The 17728-nt window shown below is 58.7% G+C and carries 16 protein-coding genes, 1 tRNA gene, 1 other RNA gene and 1 pseudogene; 9 read left to right on the top strand and 10 right to left on the bottom strand.

Features of this window, described 5'->3' with window-relative positions; all coding sequences use genetic code 11:
* Entirely contained in the window at positions 1 to 1218 is a 1218-nt protein-coding gene (locus SynPROS91_RS01080) for an FAD-binding oxidoreductase (RefSeq protein WP_186517675.1), read from the top strand.
* Here SynPROS91_RS01080 and SynPROS91_RS01075 read toward each other — a convergent pair.
* On the bottom strand, positions 1193 to 2053 hold the full coding sequence (locus tag SynPROS91_RS01075; RefSeq protein ID WP_186517674.1) for a galactose mutarotase: 861 nt from the start codon (positions 2051 to 2053) through the stop codon (positions 1193 to 1195). The two genes, SynPROS91_RS01080 and SynPROS91_RS01075, sit on opposite strands and share 26 nt — an antisense overlap.
* 62 nt (positions 2054 to 2115) lie before the next feature.
* Positions 2116 to 2973 carry an alpha/beta fold hydrolase gene (locus tag SynPROS91_RS01070; protein WP_255439968.1) on the bottom strand — a complete coding sequence of 286 codons (858 nt, stop codon included), beginning with the start codon at positions 2971 to 2973 and terminating at the stop codon, positions 2116 to 2118.
* Between the two features lie 126 nt (positions 2974 to 3099).
* Here SynPROS91_RS01070 and SynPROS91_RS01065 point away from each other — a divergent pair, with 126 nt between their 5' ends.
* Entirely contained in the window at positions 3100 to 3414 is a 315-nt protein-coding gene (locus tag SynPROS91_RS01065) for a hypothetical protein (protein ID WP_186517670.1), read from the top strand.
* Here SynPROS91_RS01065 and SynPROS91_RS01060 read toward each other — a convergent pair.
* On the bottom strand, positions 3411 to 4805 hold the full coding sequence (locus SynPROS91_RS01060) for a cation:proton antiporter (RefSeq protein ID WP_186519278.1): 1395 nt from the start codon (positions 4803 to 4805) through the stop codon (positions 3411 to 3413). The genes SynPROS91_RS01065 and SynPROS91_RS01060 overlap by 4 nt on opposite strands.
* A gap of 192 nt (positions 4806 to 4997) precedes the next feature.
* Between SynPROS91_RS01060 and SynPROS91_RS01055 the strand changes: the two genes are divergently transcribed.
* Positions 4998 to 7523 carry a glycogen/starch/alpha-glucan phosphorylase gene (locus SynPROS91_RS01055; protein ID WP_186517668.1) on the top strand — a complete coding sequence of 842 codons (2526 nt, stop codon included), beginning with the start codon at positions 4998 to 5000 and terminating at the stop codon, positions 7521 to 7523.
* Between the two features lie 83 nt (positions 7524 to 7606).
* Here SynPROS91_RS01055 and SynPROS91_RS01050 read toward each other — a convergent pair whose 3' ends face one another.
* The gene (locus SynPROS91_RS01050; RefSeq protein WP_186517666.1) at positions 7607 to 8062 is read right to left on the bottom strand and encodes a hypothetical protein; all 456 of its coding nucleotides are present in this window, start codon (positions 8060 to 8062) and stop codon (positions 7607 to 7609) included.
* A gap of 36 nt (positions 8063 to 8098) precedes the next feature.
* Positions 8099 to 8452 (bottom strand): hypothetical protein, encoded by a 354-nt coding sequence (locus SynPROS91_RS01045; protein ID WP_186517664.1) that lies wholly within the window; start codon positions 8450 to 8452, stop codon positions 8099 to 8101.
* A gap of 150 nt (positions 8453 to 8602) precedes the next feature.
* Between SynPROS91_RS01045 and mscL the strand changes: the two genes are divergently transcribed.
* Together mscL and SynPROS91_RS01035 are read left to right on the top strand one after the other, a co-directional pair.
* On the top strand, positions 8603 to 8986 hold the full coding sequence (gene mscL, locus SynPROS91_RS01040) for a large conductance mechanosensitive channel protein MscL (protein ID WP_186517663.1): 384 nt from the start codon (positions 8603 to 8605) through the stop codon (positions 8984 to 8986).
* A gap of 284 nt (positions 8987 to 9270) precedes the next feature.
* The gene (locus SynPROS91_RS01035; RefSeq protein ID WP_186517661.1) at positions 9271 to 10443 is read left to right on the top strand and encodes a Fic family protein; all 1173 of its coding nucleotides are present in this window, start codon (positions 9271 to 9273) and stop codon (positions 10441 to 10443) included.
* A gap of 276 nt (positions 10444 to 10719) precedes the next feature.
* Here the strand turns inward: SynPROS91_RS01035 and SynPROS91_RS01030 are convergent.
* Positions 10720 to 10793, bottom strand: a tRNA-Arg gene (locus SynPROS91_RS01030).
* A 21-nt stretch (positions 10794 to 10814) separates the two neighbouring features.
* Between SynPROS91_RS01030 and rnpB the strand changes: the two genes are divergently transcribed.
* The 3 genes from rnpB (at position 10815) to SynPROS91_RS01015 (ending at position 12188) form a co-directional block, all read left to right on the top strand.
* Positions 10815 to 11207: RNase P RNA component class A (rnpB, locus tag SynPROS91_RS01025), an RNA gene on the top strand.
* Between the two features lie 33 nt (positions 11208 to 11240).
* The gene (gene rnc / locus SynPROS91_RS01020; RefSeq protein ID WP_186517659.1) at positions 11241 to 12005 is read left to right on the top strand and encodes a ribonuclease III; all 765 of its coding nucleotides are present in this window, start codon (positions 11241 to 11243) and stop codon (positions 12003 to 12005) included.
* 9 nt (positions 12006 to 12014) lie between these two features.
* Complete coding sequence (locus SynPROS91_RS01015) at positions 12015 to 12188, top strand: hypothetical protein (protein WP_186517657.1); 174 nt, start codon at positions 12015 to 12017, stop codon at positions 12186 to 12188.
* 147 nt (positions 12189 to 12335) lie between these two features.
* Here SynPROS91_RS01015 and SynPROS91_RS01010 read toward each other — a convergent pair.
* Together SynPROS91_RS01010 and SynPROS91_RS01005 are read right to left on the bottom strand one after the other, a co-directional pair.
* A pseudogene (locus tag SynPROS91_RS01010) lies at positions 12336 to 13145 on the bottom strand (ion transporter).
* A gap of 4 nt (positions 13146 to 13149) precedes the next feature.
* A complete protein-coding gene (locus tag SynPROS91_RS01005; RefSeq protein ID WP_186517655.1) occupies positions 13150 to 13332 on the bottom strand; it encodes an NAD(P)H dehydrogenase subunit NdhS in 183 nt (60 codons plus the stop codon).
* 36 nt (positions 13333 to 13368) lie between these two features.
* Here SynPROS91_RS01005 and rimM point away from each other — a divergent pair, with 36 nt between their 5' ends.
* Positions 13369 to 13932 carry a ribosome maturation factor RimM gene (gene rimM, locus SynPROS91_RS01000; protein WP_186519276.1) on the top strand — a complete coding sequence of 188 codons (564 nt, stop codon included), beginning with the start codon at positions 13369 to 13371 and terminating at the stop codon, positions 13930 to 13932.
* On the opposite strand, the gene SynPROS91_RS00995 is transcribed toward rimM, so the two are convergent.
* Together SynPROS91_RS00995 and SynPROS91_RS00990 are read right to left on the bottom strand one after the other, a co-directional pair.
* Positions 13929 to 15683 carry an SLC13 family permease gene (locus SynPROS91_RS00995; RefSeq protein ID WP_186517646.1) on the bottom strand — a complete coding sequence of 585 codons (1755 nt, stop codon included), beginning with the start codon at positions 15681 to 15683 and terminating at the stop codon, positions 13929 to 13931. The two genes, rimM and SynPROS91_RS00995, sit on opposite strands and share 4 nt — an antisense overlap.
* Positions 15684 to 15797: 114 nt before the next feature.
* Positions 15798 to 17726: a nucleoside-diphosphate sugar epimerase/dehydratase gene (locus tag SynPROS91_RS00990; protein WP_255439851.1), complete on the bottom strand. Its 1929-nt coding sequence runs from the start codon at positions 17724 to 17726 to the stop codon at positions 15798 to 15800.
* Between the last annotated feature and the right edge of the window lie 2 nt (positions 17727 to 17728).

Below are 17728 nucleotides of genomic sequence, written 5' to 3'. Positions count from 1 at the left end.
TTGTCTTCCACAGCGGTACTAGCACCCAATTCTGTTGAGGAGCTTGGCCAACTCATCGCCGACATGCATGCCAAGGGACAACCTTGGGTGCCTTCCGGCATGGGTAGCCGTCTGCACTGGGGTCCTCCTCTCTGCGCAGATTCGGGGCCAGTACTGAGCATGCGCCACCTGTCCGGGATCGTTGACCATGCGGTGGATGACCTCACGATCACCGTGAATGCGGGCATGCCCCTGGCCGACCTCCAGACAGCCCTGGCAGAGCATCAGCAATGGCTTCCGCTCAACTGGCCCTGGGGCAGCAGCATGGCCTCACCTACATCGGCGGGCTCGATCGGTGGGCTCGTGGCGAGGGGGTTGTCTGGAGGCCTGCGACAACGTCACTTAGGCGTGCGCGACCAGATCATTGGCATCAGCTTGATCCGCAGCGATGGGGTGAGCGCCCGTGCCGGCGGCCGAGTGGTGAAAAATGTGGCGGGCTATGACCTGATGCGCCTGCTCTGCGGCAGCTGGGGCAGCCTCGCCCTGATCAGCGGGCTCACCTTGCGCGTGCAACCGATTCGTGAACCACGCGGTCAACTGGTTCTGGAAGGCGACTTAAGCCAGCTGGAAGCCTTCCGAGCCGAGGTGGTGGGCAGCAGCTTCACACCCGAGTGGATCGATTGGGAGCTCCGCCCGGACCAGGGACCAAGAATCCTGATGGGCGTGGCCAGCATCAGTGATAGTGCGGTTGTCGACCAGCTCAACCGGCTCGAGACACTCGCCGCAAAGCAGGGGCTAACCCCAGAACCCATGCCGTGGGAGAACACTATCCCTGAAGGATCTGCCACAAATAAAGATCCAGCCTGGCTGCTGCGCCTCTGCCTACCACCCGCCCAGCTCCAGAACGTATTCAGCTCGCGAGAATGCACGGCTCTTAAGGGCTGGCATTGGCAGCTCGCCGCTGGAGCCGGTAGCGGCGAGGCCTGGCAACCCAGCGGTTCTCCCACACCGGAGTACCTGATCGAAGCACTAAGAAGACGGGTGATCGCGTTAGGGGGGCAACTCAGCGTTCTGATCCAACCTGGAGCCGAGCCAGGGGCTCTACCGGCCTGGCTGGATGCACCATCCCGTCCCCTGATTGAAGCCGTAAAGCGTCAATTTGACCCGAAAGATCAGCTCTCGAGAGGACGGCTGCCTGGGGTGGCAGCGCCTCTCAACTCACGGCATAGCGGCAGCTGAGCTGGAGGCTCTTGCCAGGCGCGAGCTCTAGCTTGCCGTCCCCACTAATCAGAGACTGACGAGGGCCCGTCCAGGGCTCGAGGCAGACCATCGGGCGAGGAGGCTCGGTCCAGACCACTGTGAGATCCATGGGCGCTTGATGTTGAAGCTGCAAACGCAACCCCGCAGCCTCATCCACCAGGGTGACCGGTCCAGCCGGACGGGTGAGAAAGTCCACCCCCTCGGGCAATCGGCTCAGTTGGCCTGCGGTTTCAGCCTCTGCCATCACAAGGTGGTTGAGGCATTGGGGCGACAAACCCTCGAGGCTCGTGCGACTGAGATCGGTCACATTGAAATAGGGATGGAGGCCGAAACTGAAGGGCATCGGCTCGCCGTCTTTATTGGTATTCGCAATCGTGGTGGTGATCTCAATCGCATCATTCACAGGACGCACCGCCATCTCCACACGAAAGCGGAACGGATAGTCCGCAAAGGTCTCATCCGACTCGGTAAAGGACAAACTCACGCCGCTCTGGTCATCGAGCAACTCCAGCTGCCAGGGCATGCCGCGAGCAAAACCATGCTGCTTAAGAGTGGCCTCTCCGCTCTTTAAGGGAAGCCGGTCACCGGGAAGGTTGCCGCAGATGGGGAACAACACAGGGATCCCACCACGGATGCTCTGCGTTGGGTCGGCATAACGCGTCTGGTCGAAATAAAGAATCTCTCGCCCGTTGCAGAGCCATTCGGTGACAATGCCGCCGCGCTCGGGCACAACCCGCAAGCGATCACCACTTTGGGGATGGACGTATTCCCAATGGGCATACGGCGTTGACAGTTGACGAAGGGTCATGGCCATGAAACCCGGAGCTTCTTCAGTGTGACTAAGGGCGTGTCATCCGCGCAGCCATCGAGCTCAATTCAGTTGGAGTGTTTTGGTTGGTTTTCCAGGGAACCAAGCCAATCGAGCAAGGCGCTGTTCACCTGATCAGGAACCTCGTCATGGGGGCAATGACCGGCTTCTAACACCACTTCATGGGTGTTTTCCGGGGCGTGGCGTTGAAAGCTGGCACGACGTCCAGGGGCATTGATCCAGGGATCGCGGATCCCCCAAAGCAGGAACAGGGGTGATTGCAACTGGTCAAACAATTCATCCAGGGGTTGACCGCTGGGAATATCGAACACGGTGCGAAACACGCCAAAAGCCCCTGGATCAAGCGACGGCAGGCGAATCGATTCCACAAGGGCGGCGTCCACGTTGGTGCGATCGACATACACCTGATTGAGGGTGCGCCGAATCGTGGACCGCCGGCGCAAATTCTCAAACAAAACCCGTTGCAACACAGGGCTTTTGAGCAGGGCTGAAGCGATCGTGCGGCGAGCGATCGTGCCCCAGCCACTCGGCGTCGCGCGCTGTTCATCACTGAAGGGCCCTGCCGCGTTGAGCAGCACCACGCCCGCTGATTGGTCCTTTAAAGCGGCACCAGCTGCCAGGGCAGCAAATCCGCCGAGCGAATTTCCAACGATCACGGTGGGGCGACCGATCCGTTCCTGGACGTAGGCCACCAATTGATCGCGCCACAGCGCACCGCCGTAGGTGAGCCCTGCTGGTTTGGCGCTGCGGCCGAAGCCAAGGAGATCGAGCGCATGCACTTCGTATTCGCTTGCCAGCACGGGGATGTTGTGGCGCCAATGGTCGGTAGAAGCGCCAAAACCATGCACAAGCAACAGCGCTGGTCGCGTTTTGGCCTGAGCCGCGGCCTCAGGCTGATCAGGCATCTGGCAAAGACCATGCACCGCATGGTTTTCAAACTGCCACCAGGTCTCGCCCACCACTCTCTGTTCGTCGGGCAGCGATGCTAGGCATCCTGTTCATTCCTCCGCAGAGCCGGGCACTTGCCAACGATGGACACTTACGAGATGGGGCCCCTGCTGCAAAGCAGCACGCTCAGCGGAGGCCTGTTTTGGGCGCTTGCCCTCTACCTGCCGCTTAGTGGCCCCCTGCAAAGACTGGAGGCAAGCCTGGAGGACAGCCCCCTCACTGGAGCCTGGCGTCAGGCCGCGCTGGTGATCAGCAGTCTTCTGCTCGCCCTTGCTGTGGGTGTGATCACCCAACTCATCTTGGCCTGGGCACTCGGACCAGGCTGGGCCTCCAGCCTGGCCTTAATCACCATTGGCTGGAGTTTGTTTCTCATGGTCGCTCGCGGCCAAGGGGACTAGATCAAACCAACGGGATCAGCCGCCACCTCGCCATCCACCTTGTCGTCGTCGTCAGGCTTATCGCCACCAATCACCAACCTGAGCAACACCGGAGCCAGGAAGGTGGTGCCGATCACCATCAACAGGATGGCCGCCTCGAGCGACGGAGACAAAAGCTTTGCGCTGGTGCCAAGACCGAGGAAAATCAAACCGACTTCCCCGCGCGGCATCATTCCAAGCCCAACCACAAGACGGCGTGTGGGTTGCTTGCTCACAAAGGCCCAGCCCGCAGCAATCTTGCCAATCACCGCCACCACAAACAGGAAGGCCGCGATGATCAAAGCGGTACGGCTGGCGGGATCGGAAGGATTGATCACCGACAGATCCATGCCAGCACCCACCAGCACAAAGAAGATCGTGGCAAATAGGGTCACGATCGGCAGGACGGCCTGCTGAATGGCGTGATTGTGCTTCGAGCTGCTGAGAATCAGGCCAGCCGCGAAGGCGCCAAGGGCGGCCTCCAGACCAATCGCGGTAGCTGTAAAGCAGCTCAACGCGAGGATCACGAAGGAGGCCACCAGCACCTCACCCGGTGCCTTGAGTTTGTCGATCAGCCAGTCGAAAGCGGGGGCTGCCGAGCGGCTCAAGCCAATCGCCGCCACAACAAACACAGCGGCGGCCGCGACGAGCTTCAGGATCGGACCAATGTCCAGGCTTCCGCCCGAGGCCAAGGCAATCACCACGGCCAAGATCACGATGCCGAGGATGTCATCGAGAACGGCCGCACCGATCACGATCTGCCCCTCGCGGGTTTTCAAATATCCAAGTTCTCCGAACACACTGGCGGTAATGCCAATGCTGGTGGCGGTCATCGAGGCGCCCGCAAAGATTGCTGGGATCGCGCCCACATGGAAGATGGCCATCAGCCCCCAGGTGCCCAGGGCAAAAGGCAACACCACACCGGCTACAGCCACGGTGAAGGCTTGCGTGCCCACGGCGATCAGCTCATCAAGCTCACTCTCCAAACCGGTAAGGAAGAGCAAAGCAAACAGACCAAGCTGCGCCACAGCCTCCAAGGCTGGGAAGCTCTCGTTGTAGAGCTCCGTGACCGATTCGGGCGGCACATTGCCCAGAGAGCTCAGCAGGGTGATTAAGCCATTGCTCAGCTCCACTTGGGTTTCTGGTGGCACCAATAGATGCAGACCAGAGGCGCCGATCAACACACCTGCAAGCAGTTCTCCCAAAATTGTCGGGAGCTGAAGGCGCACCAAAACCTCGGCCAGCGCTCGCGCCGCCACGAAGATCAGCATGAATCGACCAACCCCAATCAAGGTGCCCGCCATCTCGAGATCGTGGGCTGACAGTTCAGCCAGAAGCGGCGTGAGAAGGGGCGGCATCGCAGCAGCGAGCATCGGAATCGGCATGTTTTCTCAGCGGGACCTTAAGGGCAAACACGGTCAGCGGCCGCGCATTGGGAACCTGTGCTTGCTGATGGCAACAAAAAGGACGCCTCGGTCACAGTTCCTGCACTGTTTCAAGCTTTCTTGGCTCGATACCACCACACTTAATCGAACACAAAACGCAAACGCCATATTTCCCCCTCCATGAGCAGCTCCGAACCCCTCGATCTTCGCCTTCCAACTCCTGGTTGCTACGCCGACCCAGAACGAGCCGGATTGGATGCTGATGCCGTGTTCGACGGCATGACAGAGCACCTGTTTTTCACGCTGGGCAAGCTTGCACCATCCGCTAGCCGCCATGACCTCTACATGGCCCTGAGCTATGCCGTGCGCGATCGGCTGATGACCCGCTACTTGGCCAGCTTGGAGGCGATTCGGGAACGACCGCAAAAAACGGTGGCCTATCTATCTGCGGAATTTCTGATTGGACCGCAACTGGCCAACAACCTGCTCAATCTGGGAATCCAAAACGAAGCAGAAGAAGCCGTGAAACGCTTCGGGATTGAATCCCTGCAGCAGATCATCGAAGTGGAAGAAGAGCCAGGCCTCGGCAATGGCGGCCTGGGGCGCCTAGCTGCTTGCTATATGGAGTCGCTCGCGAGCCTGCAAATCCCTGCCACGGGCTATGGCATCCGCTACGAATTTGGAATTTTTGATCAGCTGATCCGCGATGGCTGGCAGGTGGAGGTCACCGACAAGTGGCTGAAGGGTGGTTGGCCCTGGGAACTGCCCCAACCCGATCAGGCCTGCTTTGTGGGTTTTGGCGGGCGCACTGAGAGCTACTTAGACGACAAAGCCAACTACCGCTCGCGCTGGATCCCGTCGGATCACGCCATTGGCGTGCCCCACGATGTCCCCGTTCTCGGCTACCGCGTGAACACCTGCGATCGCCTGCGTCTATGGCGCGCCGATGCCACGGAAAGCTTTGATTTCTATGCCTTCAACATCGGCGATTACTACGGCGCAGTGGAAGAGAAGGTGGGCAGCGAAACCCTCTCCAAGGTGCTTTACCCGAACGACGGCACCGATGAAGGCCGGCGCCTACGCCTGAAACAGCAGCACTTCTTTGTGAGCTGCTCCCTTCAGGACATGTTGCGCAGCCTCGATAACCGTGGGCTATCCGTTGACGACTTCCCTGAGTACTGGACCGTTCAGCTCAACGACACCCACCCCGCCATCGCTGTGGCAGAACTGATGCGTCTGCTGATCGATGATCGTCACATGGAATGGGATAAGGCGTGGGACATCACCCGCCGTTCCGTGGCTTACACCAACCACACCCTGCTTCCCGAGGCCCTCGAAAAATGGGATCTCAACCTGTTTGGAAGCCTGTTGCCTAGGCACCTTGAGCTGATTTACGAAATCAACCGCCGCTTCCTGCAGCAAGTGCGCCTGCGTTACCCCGGTAACGAGGCGATTCAACGCAAACTCTCGATCATTGATGAGGAGGGGGGTAAGTCGATCCGGATGGCACACCTCGCCACCATTGGCGCCCATCACGTGAATGGTGTGGCAGCGCTCCACTCCGACTTGGTGCGTGAGCAGCTGATGCCTGAATTCGCTGAGCTCTGGCCCGAAAAATTCACCAACGTGACGAATGGCGTGACCCCTAGGCGCTGGGTTGCACTCTCCAATCCAGGACTCTCTGCCCTGCTTGATGAGCATGTGGGCCCCGACTGGGTCACCAACATGGAGCTCCTGCGCAAGCTTGAGGATCGCAAGAACGACACTGGCTTCCTCACTCATTGGGAAGACACCAAGCTCTCCGTGAAGCGCAAGCTGTCGACCTACATCCACCGCAACACGGGCGTGTTGGTGGATCCATCCAGCCTGTTTGACGTGCAGGTGAAGCGCATCCATGAGTACAAACGCCAACACCTCAACGCGCTGCAGGTGATCACCCAATACCTCAGGATCAAAAACGGCCAGGCCGATGGCATGGCCCCGCGCACGGTGATCTTTGGAGGCAAGGCGGCACCTGGCTATTACATGGCCAAGTTGATCATCCGCTTCATCAATGGCATCGCCGAAACGATCAACGCTGATCCGGATATGGACGGACGGCTAAGGGTGGTGTTCCTGGCTGATTACAACGTCAAGCTGGGTGAACAGGTGTATCCAGCCTCGGATCTTTCCGAACAGATCTCCACCGCCGGCAAGGAAGCCTCCGGCACCGGCAACATGAAGTTCGCGATGAATGGAGCGCTCACGATTGGCACCCTCGATGGTGCCAACGTGGAAATCCGTGAGCACGTGGGACCTGAAAACTTCTTCCTCTTCGGCAAGACCGTGGAAGAAATTGCTGCCCTCAAGCAGAGCGGTTACAGGCCTTGGGACGTGGTGGAGTCTGTTCCTGAGCTTGCTGAAGCCATCCGCTTGGTGGAAATGGGTCATTTCAGCAATGGGGATGGTGAGCTGTTCCGTCCTCTGATAGACAACCTCACGGGCAATGATCCGTTCTTTGTGATGGCTGATTTCGCCGATTACTTGCGCGCTCAAGATGCGGTGAGCCTGGCCTGGACCGATCGCCATCACTGGAACCGGATGTCGGTGTTGAACAGCGCCAGAAGCGGCTTCTTTTCATCGGATCGCTCGATCCGTGACTACTGCCGTGACATCTGGAAGGTTGAGCCCATGCCCGTAGAGATCACCTGCGACGTGCCTGATTAGTGGAAGGGCAATTGCCCTTGCATTAAAAAAGCCCTCGCGATGATCTCGAGGGCTTTTTTTGAGCGGAATTGATCTCAGAATGTTCAGCTGCGATCAGGAAGATCAGGGGTTTGGTGCAGCAAGCGATTTAAACGCAGGCGATCAGCATTGAGGGGGTCTGGGGCTAGCTCACCGGCCAGCTCCCTGAATTTCTGTTCAATATCGTCGGGCACGCGAACATCAAAGATGCGCTCCATCAACGCTTCGATTGAAAATAAGTGAGCGTTGATGTTTTCAAGATCAGCCATCGCTTGATGGGTCGCATCAGCAGGCTCTTCTCCACCACCCATCGGAGTGGCATGGGTTTGGGCGTCAGCGCCTGGAGTGCCGTGTTGTTTTTGAAGGTCCTCGAGCACGCGGCCAGACAAGGTTCTAAAGGCTTGAAGCGCCGCCCAACTCAGCTCCTGCTGCTGACGCAAGGTTGGTGACTCTCTGATCAGACGGTCATGCTCTCGATAGAAGCGTTGACAGTCCGGACATTGACAGGGCTCTTCAGGCAAAGCAGACCCTCAGTTATTAACCATCATGGCACCTGATCATGCCGCTAACGGCGGATCCTGATCGAACCCAGACCGATCACCAAGCTGATCGCCGAAAGGATCTCCATGTCTGTCCACGGCCCCTGGCAGTGGAATCTCGATCGAGCTCACTACATTGAGCGCATCGCGCAAACGCATGGAATCGGCAAACCAACCCATCGCTTGTTCGGTGTCTCCACGATTCTCGGCGTCGCTGGCCTGATCCTCATGGGCTTCCGCCAAAAGGGCGAGCCAGCAAAGGCAGCGCGCCTGCACCACAGACAAGTCAAGGTCGGTTGGCTGGTTGGCAGCAATGCGCTCGCTTTCTTGCTGAACCAAAAGCCGAAGTCGAAGCTCGTGAAGCTGGGTCATGGAACCGGGTTCACACCCTCAAAGATATCGGGGGTCTGGCATCTGGCTACCCCCATCAATATCTATCCAAGGCAATCCATCAATTTGTATCTAGGAGCGGGGAACGCTCAGCCTGAATGTCTATCCAATGGGAATCAGTTGAAACCTTCAATGACTCGCAAGCCTGGTTTATTTGCAGACTTCAAAGCTTTTATCAACAAAGGCAATGTGGTTGATCTCGCCATTGCCGTTGTGATTGCAGGCGCGTTTGGCAAGGTTGTTGGCTCGGTTGTCACCTTATTGATGACCAATGCGCTTGAGCCGGCACTCAAGGCAGCGAATGTGGACTCAATCAATTCCTGGCCAGCAGGCAGCGTGATTGTGGCGATCATCAACTTCCTCGTGATCGCCTTTGTGTGCTTCTCGATTGTCAAATCAATCGAGGCCACAAAACGCAAGCAAGAGATCGTTGCCGAAACCAAACCCGATCCCCAAGCGCAACTGGCGTCTGCGATCACTCGCCTCACAGACGCCCTAGAGCGCAAGGGTTTCTGAGGGAATCAAACCGAAAGCGATTGCAGTCTGCTTAGCCAAACACCTAAACGTCCGCTGCAGAGGATTGCTGAGTCCCTCTTGGCTAGGAATTTTGCTCGATGACGTCGATCGGGTTCGACCAGGATCGGCTATGCGCAACAACCATTCTCGAGTGCGCCCCGAGCAGATTGAACTTGGCTTGGGCGTAGGGCCTGCACAGGCCACGGCCCATGCGCCCATATTCAAGAGAAGCGCCTGTAACCTTAATAAGGCCCAAGCTTATTAAGGTTCGCGAGAAAGAAGCCATGCAACGCGACGATGCGGGACGCTACGAGATCACGAGCACAGCTGGTGAGACCGTTCGCGCCTACGTGCCGGCGCCCTTACCGCCTGATCCAGCCGTCCTGCTCGAAGGTCCTCTGCAGGCGCTGCATGAAAGGGCGCTGCTGTCTTGCGGGCGCCTTGATGGGGTGTCATCCCTGCTCCCGGATCCGGAGCTTTTTCTTTACGCCTATGTGCGGCGTGAAGCTTTACTTTCCTCCCAGATCGAGGGAACCCAGTCGTCCCTCTCAGACCTACTGCTATTTGAACTGGAGGAAGCCCCCGGCGCTCCCTTAGACGACGTGGTCGAGGTCTCTAGCTACGTGGCGGGGCTGGAACATGGACTAGCACGGCTGCGGGATGGCTTCCCCCTCTCCTCCCGCTTGCTGCGGGAGATCCACGCACTACTGCTCGCCAGCGGCCGCGGAGCCGATCGGCTGCCTGGGGAGTTCCGCCGTAGTCAGAACTGGATCGGTGGCACCCGACCCGGCAACGCCAGCTTCGTGCCCCCCCCCCCGGGACTTGTGGAGGCGTGCATGGGCCAACTGGAGCACTTCATTCATGGCACAACTGACGGGGCCCATGCCCTGCCTGTGCTGGTCCGGGCCGCCCTGGCGCACGTGCAGCTCGAAACCATCCACCCCTTCCTGGACGGCAACGGCCGCCTGGGCCGGCTACTCATCGTGTTGATGCTGATCGATGCCGGGGTTCTGCAGCAGCCTCTTCTTTATCTCAGTTTGTTCTTTAAGCAGCACCGCAACCGCTACTACGAGCTGCTCAATAGTGTGCGCCTGAACGGCGACTGGGAGGCCTGGATTGATTTCTTTCTAGAGGGAGTAGAGAGCACAGCGACAGCCGCGGCAACCACCGCTCATCGACTTCTGGCATTGTTCCGTGCTGACGAGAGCTGCCTGAGCGGCTTGGGTCGCTCAGGCCCCAGTGTGAGGCTGGTATTTGCGGCCCTCTGCCGACGGCCGCTGAACAGCATCGGTCAGCTCAGTGCCGCCTGTGACCTGAGCTTTCCGACCACCTCCAAATCTCTTGAGGCCCTTGTGAAACTAGGCATTGCGCGGGAAATCACCGGTGGGCAACGCAATCGCTTCTTTGCCTACGAAGCCTTTCTGGCCATCCTCAGCGAGGGCGCCGAACCGCTCTGAAACATCTCCCGTTTGCCATCCTTCCCAGGGATCAACAGACCGAAGCCTGAGAGCTTCTGCAGGTCACTGCGGCCCTCATCAAGCAGAGGCTCCAGAGCGGAGCTCTTCCAACGGAACTTGGGCTAGTCCGGTTGCTGCCAAATCCAGGATGAAGCCATTGGCTCAGCTAATCGCTTCATCCAGCGAAGCGATTCCTAACAAAACATCGCTTTCTTGAGCCAATGTCTGGCCCTTCGCATCCTTTAAAAGCCGTGCAGCAAACGGAGTCTTAAACAACGGGGCTGGCGGGACTCGAACCCACGACCTACGGTTTAGGAAACCGTCGCTCTATCCGGCTGAGCTACAGCCCCTCACAGGCCATTATGGGGGTTGAAAGTAGGCGAGGTGATCGCAATCGATGGGTGTTGCCTTCGGGCTGGAGTCATCGATTGAGGAAAGTCCGGGCTCCCCGATGGCCAGGCTTGCTGGGTAACGCCCAGTGCGGGTGACCGTGAGGAGAGTGCCACAGAAACACACCGCCGATGGCCGGTTCTGCCGGCACAGGCAAGGGTGCAAAGGTGCGGTAAGAGCGCACCAGCAGCATCGAGAGGTGCTGGCTCGGTAAACCCCGGCTGGGAGCAAGGCCTAGGAACGACGGGTGGCCATCTTCCCCGTTCCGCCAGTATGCGCCGCTCGAGGTCGTCGGTAACGGCGATCCCAGATAGATGATCACCCCCCTTCCTTGGAAGGGTGAACAGAACCCGGCTTATGTCCTGCTTTCAACCCTTTTTGTTGATGTTCCGTCAGGCCTAGTTGCTGTGATTACTCCCCAGCGTGAACAGCAACTCCAAGCGCTCTGGCAGCAACTGGTTGCAGGTTCGAGCCTTGCGACACAGGGAGAGCTGAGCCAGGAGCAGTTGGCGCATCTCGATGAAGCGCTCACCCACACCTCCACCGGGCTTGCCCGCCATCACGAACAGCTGGAGTTTCTTGGTGATGCCGTGCTGCGGCTCGCGGCTTCGGATTTCATCGAATCCGAACACCCCCAAATGCCTGTGGGGGAGCGCTCTGCTCTGAGAGCCCAATTGGTAAGCGACCGCTGGTTGGCGGAGCTGGGAAGCAACATCGACATCGAAGCGCTCATCAAGCTGGGAGCGAAAGCTAGCGGTGACACAGCAGCACGCGCCACCCTCCGCGCCGAGCACTGCGAAGCCCTGATCGGTGCGCTCTACCGGATCAGCGGCAAGGTGTCTCCGGTACAAAGTTGGCTGACGCCCTACTGGCGCGAAACCAGCCGTGAGGTGCTCGCCGATCCCCACCGCGGAAACAGCAAGTCGGCATTGCAGGAATGGACCCAAGCCCAGGGGCTGGGACTACCTAGCTACGTCTGCAGCGAAATCAGCCAACGCCATGGCGATCCGCGGCGCTTTCATTGCCAGGTGTTCATCCAAGACCAAAACAAGCCAAGGGCAGAAGCCTGGGGTGGATCGCGGCGCCAAGCGGAGCAGCAGGCGGCCAAAGCTGCGATGCAACAAACAACACTTGCAAGCGTTCCATCTAGCTCTCAAACTCAAAACAGCTGAGGCAAAGAGTTGAACAAGAACCCCCCTGAAGGCAAAGCTGAGCTGAAGTTGGTTCCCTGCGCTTCTGCTGCCGGCTTGAAGGATCCTGGAAGTCTCTCTGCTCTTTCCCTTCAGGCCTCCCAAGTGGATGAAGCGTTTGGCGAGGCCGTGGATCAGCAGATTTCCGAACTTTTCAAGCTTTGATGTGCTGTCTGCTTGATACCCAAGTGATGCTCTGGTCGCTCTTCGACATCTGAAGGTTTCACCCCTGATCTTTTTCGCGATCAGAGCATCGAAGCGGGTGCGGCTCTTCTACCGGTGCTGGACTCGGCTGGTGAGCTCCATCGCACCTCACGCCGATAGGGGCGGCAAGATCGCCCCGCACTGATCGCAATGCAGCGCTTCCGAGCGATGGCTCTGCGCCCCACAACTCAGGCAGCTGCGGCCACCGCGGCGTACCTGCTGCATCGTTTCCACGGTGATGATCCCCGTGGGAATGGCGATGATCCCAAAGCCCAGCAGCATCACCACCGCTGCCAGTAATTGGCCGAGCACGATTTGGGGAACGATGTCTCCGTAACCCACGGTGGTCATCGTGACGATCGCCCAATACACCCCTTGGCCAACCGTTTGGAACTGGGTTTCTGGATGGCTGCTTTCCACAAGCACCATCAAGTAGCCCAGCACCACCTGGGCCAGCACCACAAAAAACAAAAACACGCCAATGCGGCGAGCACTGGCCTTCAAGGCATTGCCCAGCAACTGGGCTTCATCGAGGAAGCGCAGCAGCTTGAACACGCGCAGCAACCGCCCAAACTTTAAGATTCATAGAAACAGACCAATGTTGATCTGGGGATCGAAAAAAAACAGAACGGCTGAAACATCAATCAGGCCGTAAAAGCTGAACAAGTATTTGCGCGGCCTGGGCGACACCCATAGGTGCAGCAAGAATTCGGCGATGAACACCAACAAACAACCATGTTCGAGTTGCCCGACCCAGCTGGGCACTTCCCCCGGCGCGGCCAGCCTCAAGGGATGGGGCTGAACGAGCAATCCAGCCACGCTGAGCAGAATCGTGCCGAAAATGATCAGGTTGTAGACACGGCCGGTCCGGGTGTCTGCCTCAAGAACAATCTTCCGTAAGCGCAGGCGCAACGACACCAGATCAGGCGGCGCTGAGATCGCTCAGACGCATTGTCACGAGCTTGTCCCAGTTGCCCCCTTCAAATAGCACAGCGGCGCGATCGCCACTGATGCGCTGCACAAACCCGGTGTAGCCGGCATAGATCGAACGGGCGTCCACCACGATGACCGTGGCACCAGGCAGGATCGGAGTGGCGGAGGCCATGACAGAAACGGGCAGTCGTAGGAGCATTATCGAATGATGACTTCCACTCCGTCACTTAGCTCAGCTGATCCGAACAGCGCAGACGAATGGCTACCGGTGGGGCAGCTCGTGGGCGCTCAGGGATTGCGGGGCGAGCTACGCCTGAACCCGGCGAGTGATTTCCCGGAACGCTTCACCGAACCGGGGCCTCGCTGGCTGCAAGCCAAGGGATCAGCAGTCAAAGAAGTGGAGCTGCTCGAAGGCCGGCAACTGCCAGGCAAAAGCCTCTATGTGGTGCGCTTGAAAGGCGTAAGCAACCGCATGAGCGCCGAAGCGCTCGTGGGCTGCACCGTGCTGGTGCCCGCAGAAGACCGGCCCGAACTCGCTGATGGTGAGTTCCACCTGCTCGATCTGGTGGGCCTCGAGGCACGCTTGGCCGGCAATGATGAATCGATCGGCACGGTGAGCAACCTGATCAGCGGTGGCAATGACCTGCTGGAGATCAAGCTTCACAGCGGCAAAACGGTGTTGGTTCCCTTTGTGGAGGCGATCGTGCCCGAGGTGCAGCTGGAGGAGGGCTGGTTGCTGCTCACCCCACCGCCAGGACTACTGGAGCTTTAAGCAAACCAGAGCAACAGCAGCGGCACCATCAGGGTGTAAGCCAGCGAGAGCGGCCAGCCAAAGCGGAAAAAATCAAGGAAGCGGTAGCGACCAGGGGCATACACCATCAGGTTGGTTTGATAGCCAATCGGCGAGAGGAAGCTCTGGCTGGCCGCAAACACCACGGCTGTGGCAAACAACATCGGCGGCTGCCCCAAGCCGGTGGCGACAGCAGCGGCGATCGGTAAAACCAGGGCCACAGCAGCCGCATTGCTGAGCAGTTCGGTGGCCACCAGGGTGATCGCATAGATCACCAATAAAGACACGTAAGCAGAGCTGTGCTGCAAGAGCGTGAGCAAGCTTGAAGCCGCCTGATCAGCCAGCCCTGTTTTCTGCATGGCCACACTGAAGCTGTAAAGGCCACCCAGCAGCAGATAGAGATCCCAACGAATCGAGCGCAGGGCGGTACCAGCATCGAGGCATTTGCCGATCACCAACACCCCCACACCCACGAGCACGGCTGCTACCAGGGGCATCACCTTGAAGCCTGCGAGCAGCAGTACCGCCAGCATCACGCTGATCGCTAAGCCTTTGCGGTGGGTGGAGGGAAGATCGTCGTCGAGCTGATCGAGCACCACCAGATCACTGGATTGCTGCAGTCCTCGCAGGGCATCGAGGGGGGCCTGCAGCAGCAGCATGTCTCCTTCTCTTAAAACCACTCGCCCCAAGCGATCACGGAGGGTGCTGTTCGCCCGGTTCACAGCCAGCACCGTGGCATTAAAACGCTGGCGAAAGCGCAGCTCACGCAGCGTGGCGCCAGCCAATAACGAGCCAGCCGGCACCAACACTTCGGCATGACGGATGTGGAGCAACTCCTCGGCGAGAAGGGTGCCGGCGAGATCCACCATCCGGTCTTGCTGCAAGCGCAACAGCTCCTGGCGGCTGCAACGCAACAGCAAGCGATCGGCGGCTTGCAAACGCAATTGGGCAAGGGGCGGCTGCAGCCGTTGGCCATCCCGGTGCACATCGAGCACATCCACATCAAAGCGGCGCTGCAACCTGCTCTCATGCAGGGTGACCTCACAGAGCGGAGAGCGCTGCGGAATCACCACCTCCGTGAGGTAGCCATCACGGCTCAAGGCCTGCAGATTGTCGTCGTTTTGATCCCCGCGATCGGGGAGAAAACGGCCGGCAATCACGAGATAACAGGCACCGATCAGCCATACCGGAATGCCGATGGCCGTAAAAGAAAACAGCTCAAAGGAGCCATAGCCCAGCCTGGTGACCAAGTCACTGGCGAGCAGGCTGGTGGTGGTGCCAATCAAAGTGATCGTGCCGCCAATCAAAGTCGCAAACGACAGCGGCATCAACACCCGCGACGGGCTGATCCCGCGGCGTTGACACCAGCCCTGCACCACCGGCAACAAAATCGCCACGATCGGGGTATTGGGGATGAACCCGGAAATCGGCGCCACCACAAAGCCAAAAACCACCATCAACTGGCTGGGGTTGCGGATCCTCGGCGATGCCAACAATTCACGCAAGCGATCCAAGGCGCCGCTGTGCAGCAAGCCATTGGAGAGCACAAACAAGCCCACCAAAGTGATCAGGGCAGGGCTACCAAATCCAGCCAAGGCCTCGTTGGGAGTGAGAACCCCTGTGGCCATAAACAGGCCTGCAGCCAATAAGGCCACCAGCTCAGGCGCTAGCCAACCGCCGATGAAACAGGCGATCGCAAGCGCCAACAACAGAAACGTGACCAAGGCGCTCAAGACGGCCTCACTGGGATCAGCAGCACAGATACGTCTTCAGCATCGGACATTGAGCACTGGCAGCAGGAGAATGCGCAGGTAGCGCTTCTAGGCCCTTACAGCCATCAACGAAGCCTATGCATCGTTCTCCTCCTTAGCAGCGGGCTCCACACCAACGCCTTTCCCTCCATCTCCTCGCTGCCACTCGGGCACCAGTTCCTCCAGCAACGCAAGCGCAGCCTCCACATTCTGGGCGGTGATAGCAGCCTCGAGAGCATCGAGGCGTGGCCAGAGGAATTCCGGCTGCAGGGCCCTTTCCTGGGCGCGGTAGATCAAGGGATGGGCAGTAGCTTCGCTCTCGGCTTCGATCAGCAGCTCCTCGTAGAGCTTCTCGCCGGGCCGCAAGCCCGTGCAGACGATCTCGATGTCACCGCTGGGGTTATGAGCATCACGCAGGGAGAGACCGCTGAGGCGCACCATCTGTTCAGCCAAATTCTTGATCCGTACCGGTTCGCCCATATCGAGAAGGAATACTTCACCGCCGCTAGCAAAACCCGAGGCCAGCAGGACCAACTGAGCGGCTTCGGGGATAGTCATGAAGTAGCGAATAATCTCCGGGTGAGTAAGGGTAATTGGCCCACCGGCCGCTATCTGGCGGCGGAACAGTGGCACTACCGATCCCGAGGATCCCAGCACATTGCCGAAGCGCACCATGGCGAAGCAGGTGCTGTTCGACTCTTGCGAAAAAGCCTGCATCACCAGTTCTGCCAAACGCTTTGTGGCACCCATCACATTGGTGGGGCGAACAGCCTTATCGGTAGAAATTAGCACCACCTTGCTAACGCCGGCAGCAGAGGCAGCACGGCACACTACCCGAGTTGAGACAACGTTGTTGGCCAAGCCCGCGAGGGGATTTGCCTCCACTAAAGGCACATGTTTATAGGCTGCTGCATGAAAAACAAAATCAACAGCCTGATCAGCAAAAAGTTGCTGCATAAACTGAGGATTAAAAGCACTTCCGAGCACCGCCTGAAGGATCACACCTTCAGGCAGCAGCGCGAGCAACTCTTGCTCGACTACATAGAGTGAGGGTTCGCTAATTTCCAGTAAGATTAATCGAGCCGGTCGCATGGAAAGCATCTGGCGGCAGAGCTCAGAACCGATCGAGCCACCGGCACCGGTGACGCAGATCACCGAATCTCGCAGACCAGGCCCGAGCATGTCAGGCACTGGCGGCAAGGAATCACGTCCGAGCAGGTCTTCAATTGCAACGGGACGCAGGGCATCGATGCGGGCTCGACCGGAGATGAGGTCATCAACCGAGGGGATCTGCAAAACCGGGATCGACTGGCATTGCAATTCAGACACGATGCGGCGTCGTTCACTGCGGGGCTTAGAGGGAATTGCCAACAACACCTGATCAAGCTGATCCTGGATCTGGCTGAGCACCAGGGGGGGCTGGATCGGAATGCCGTTGATCGTGCGCCGCCAGAGACTCGGAGCATCATCGAGAAAGGTAATGATCTGGTGATTGCCAGCCAGGCGCAATGCAGCAGCAAGCTGGCCACCAGCCTCCCCAGCTCCATAGATGGCAACACGCACCATATGCTTGTTCGCCATCGATCTCAACGACAACAGAAGATCACGCAGGGCAAAACGCACCGCCCCGGTGAAACCGGTAAGCAACAACCAGAGCAGGATCCAGCTGCTGCGCGGAGGCATTGGAAAACGCAGCATCAATCCGGTTACTGCCAGAAGGAGCACCAGCAGTCCATTGCGTCCAGCAAGGCGATATAAGGCAGTGCTGCCCACGTAACGCGTCAGTCCTTTGTACTGCCCAGTGAAGGCATATAGCGGTAGTCCGATCAGAAGCACTGCTGGTAGCAACCACAAGCCAGCAGCCTGAAAACCTGGAAGGAGCGGATGGGCCAACCGCAACCAGAAGCTGAGCCACACCGCCAGGGGAAGCAACAGAACGTCTATGCCGATCAACAGCAGCCGGCGGGCTCTAGGCGGAAAGCGAACAGCTCGCTCGGCTACACCGATGGAATATGAACGCGACAACT

This window comes from Synechococcus sp. PROS-9-1 (genome assembly GCF_014279775.1).
In the GTDB taxonomy this organism is placed as follows: domain Bacteria; phylum Cyanobacteriota; class Cyanobacteriia; order PCC-6307; family Cyanobiaceae; genus Synechococcus_C.
Note: the sequence above shows the minus strand (reverse complement) of the source record. Positions and strands in the feature narration are given on the sequence as shown.

What these genes read in the sequence shown, in the direction of transcription:
- SynPROS91_RS01075 (WP_186517674.1), bottom strand. Translation starts at nt 2,053, where the DNA reads ATGGCCATGACCCTTCGTCAACTGTCAACGCCGTATGCCCATTGGGAA.
- SynPROS91_RS01070 (WP_255439968.1), bottom strand. Translation starts at nt 2,973, where the DNA reads ATGCCTGATCAGCCTGAGGCCGCGGCTCAGGCCAAAACGCGACCAGCG.
- SynPROS91_RS01065 (WP_186517670.1), top strand. Translation starts at nt 3,100, where the DNA reads ATGGACACTTACGAGATGGGGCCCCTGCTGCAAAGCAGCACGCTCAGC.
- SynPROS91_RS01060 (WP_186519278.1), bottom strand. Translation starts at nt 4,805, where the DNA reads ATGCTCGCTGCTGCGATGCCGCCCCTTCTCACGCCGCTTCTGGCTGAA.
- SynPROS91_RS01055 (WP_186517668.1), top strand. Translation starts at nt 4,998, where the DNA reads ATGAGCAGCTCCGAACCCCTCGATCTTCGCCTTCCAACTCCTGGTTGC.
- SynPROS91_RS01045 (WP_186517664.1), bottom strand. Translation starts at nt 8,452, where the DNA reads ATGACCCAGCTTCACGAGCTTCGACTTCGGCTTTTGGTTCAGCAAGAA.
- mscL (WP_186517663.1), top strand. Translation starts at nt 8,603, where the DNA reads ATGACTCGCAAGCCTGGTTTATTTGCAGACTTCAAAGCTTTTATCAAC.
- SynPROS91_RS01035 (WP_186517661.1), top strand. Translation starts at nt 9,271, where the DNA reads ATGCAACGCGACGATGCGGGACGCTACGAGATCACGAGCACAGCTGGT.
- SynPROS91_RS01005 (WP_186517655.1), bottom strand. Translation starts at nt 13,332, where the DNA reads ATGGCCTCCGCCACTCCGATCCTGCCTGGTGCCACGGTCATCGTGGTG.
- rimM (WP_186519276.1), top strand. Translation starts at nt 13,369, where the DNA reads ATGACTTCCACTCCGTCACTTAGCTCAGCTGATCCGAACAGCGCAGAC.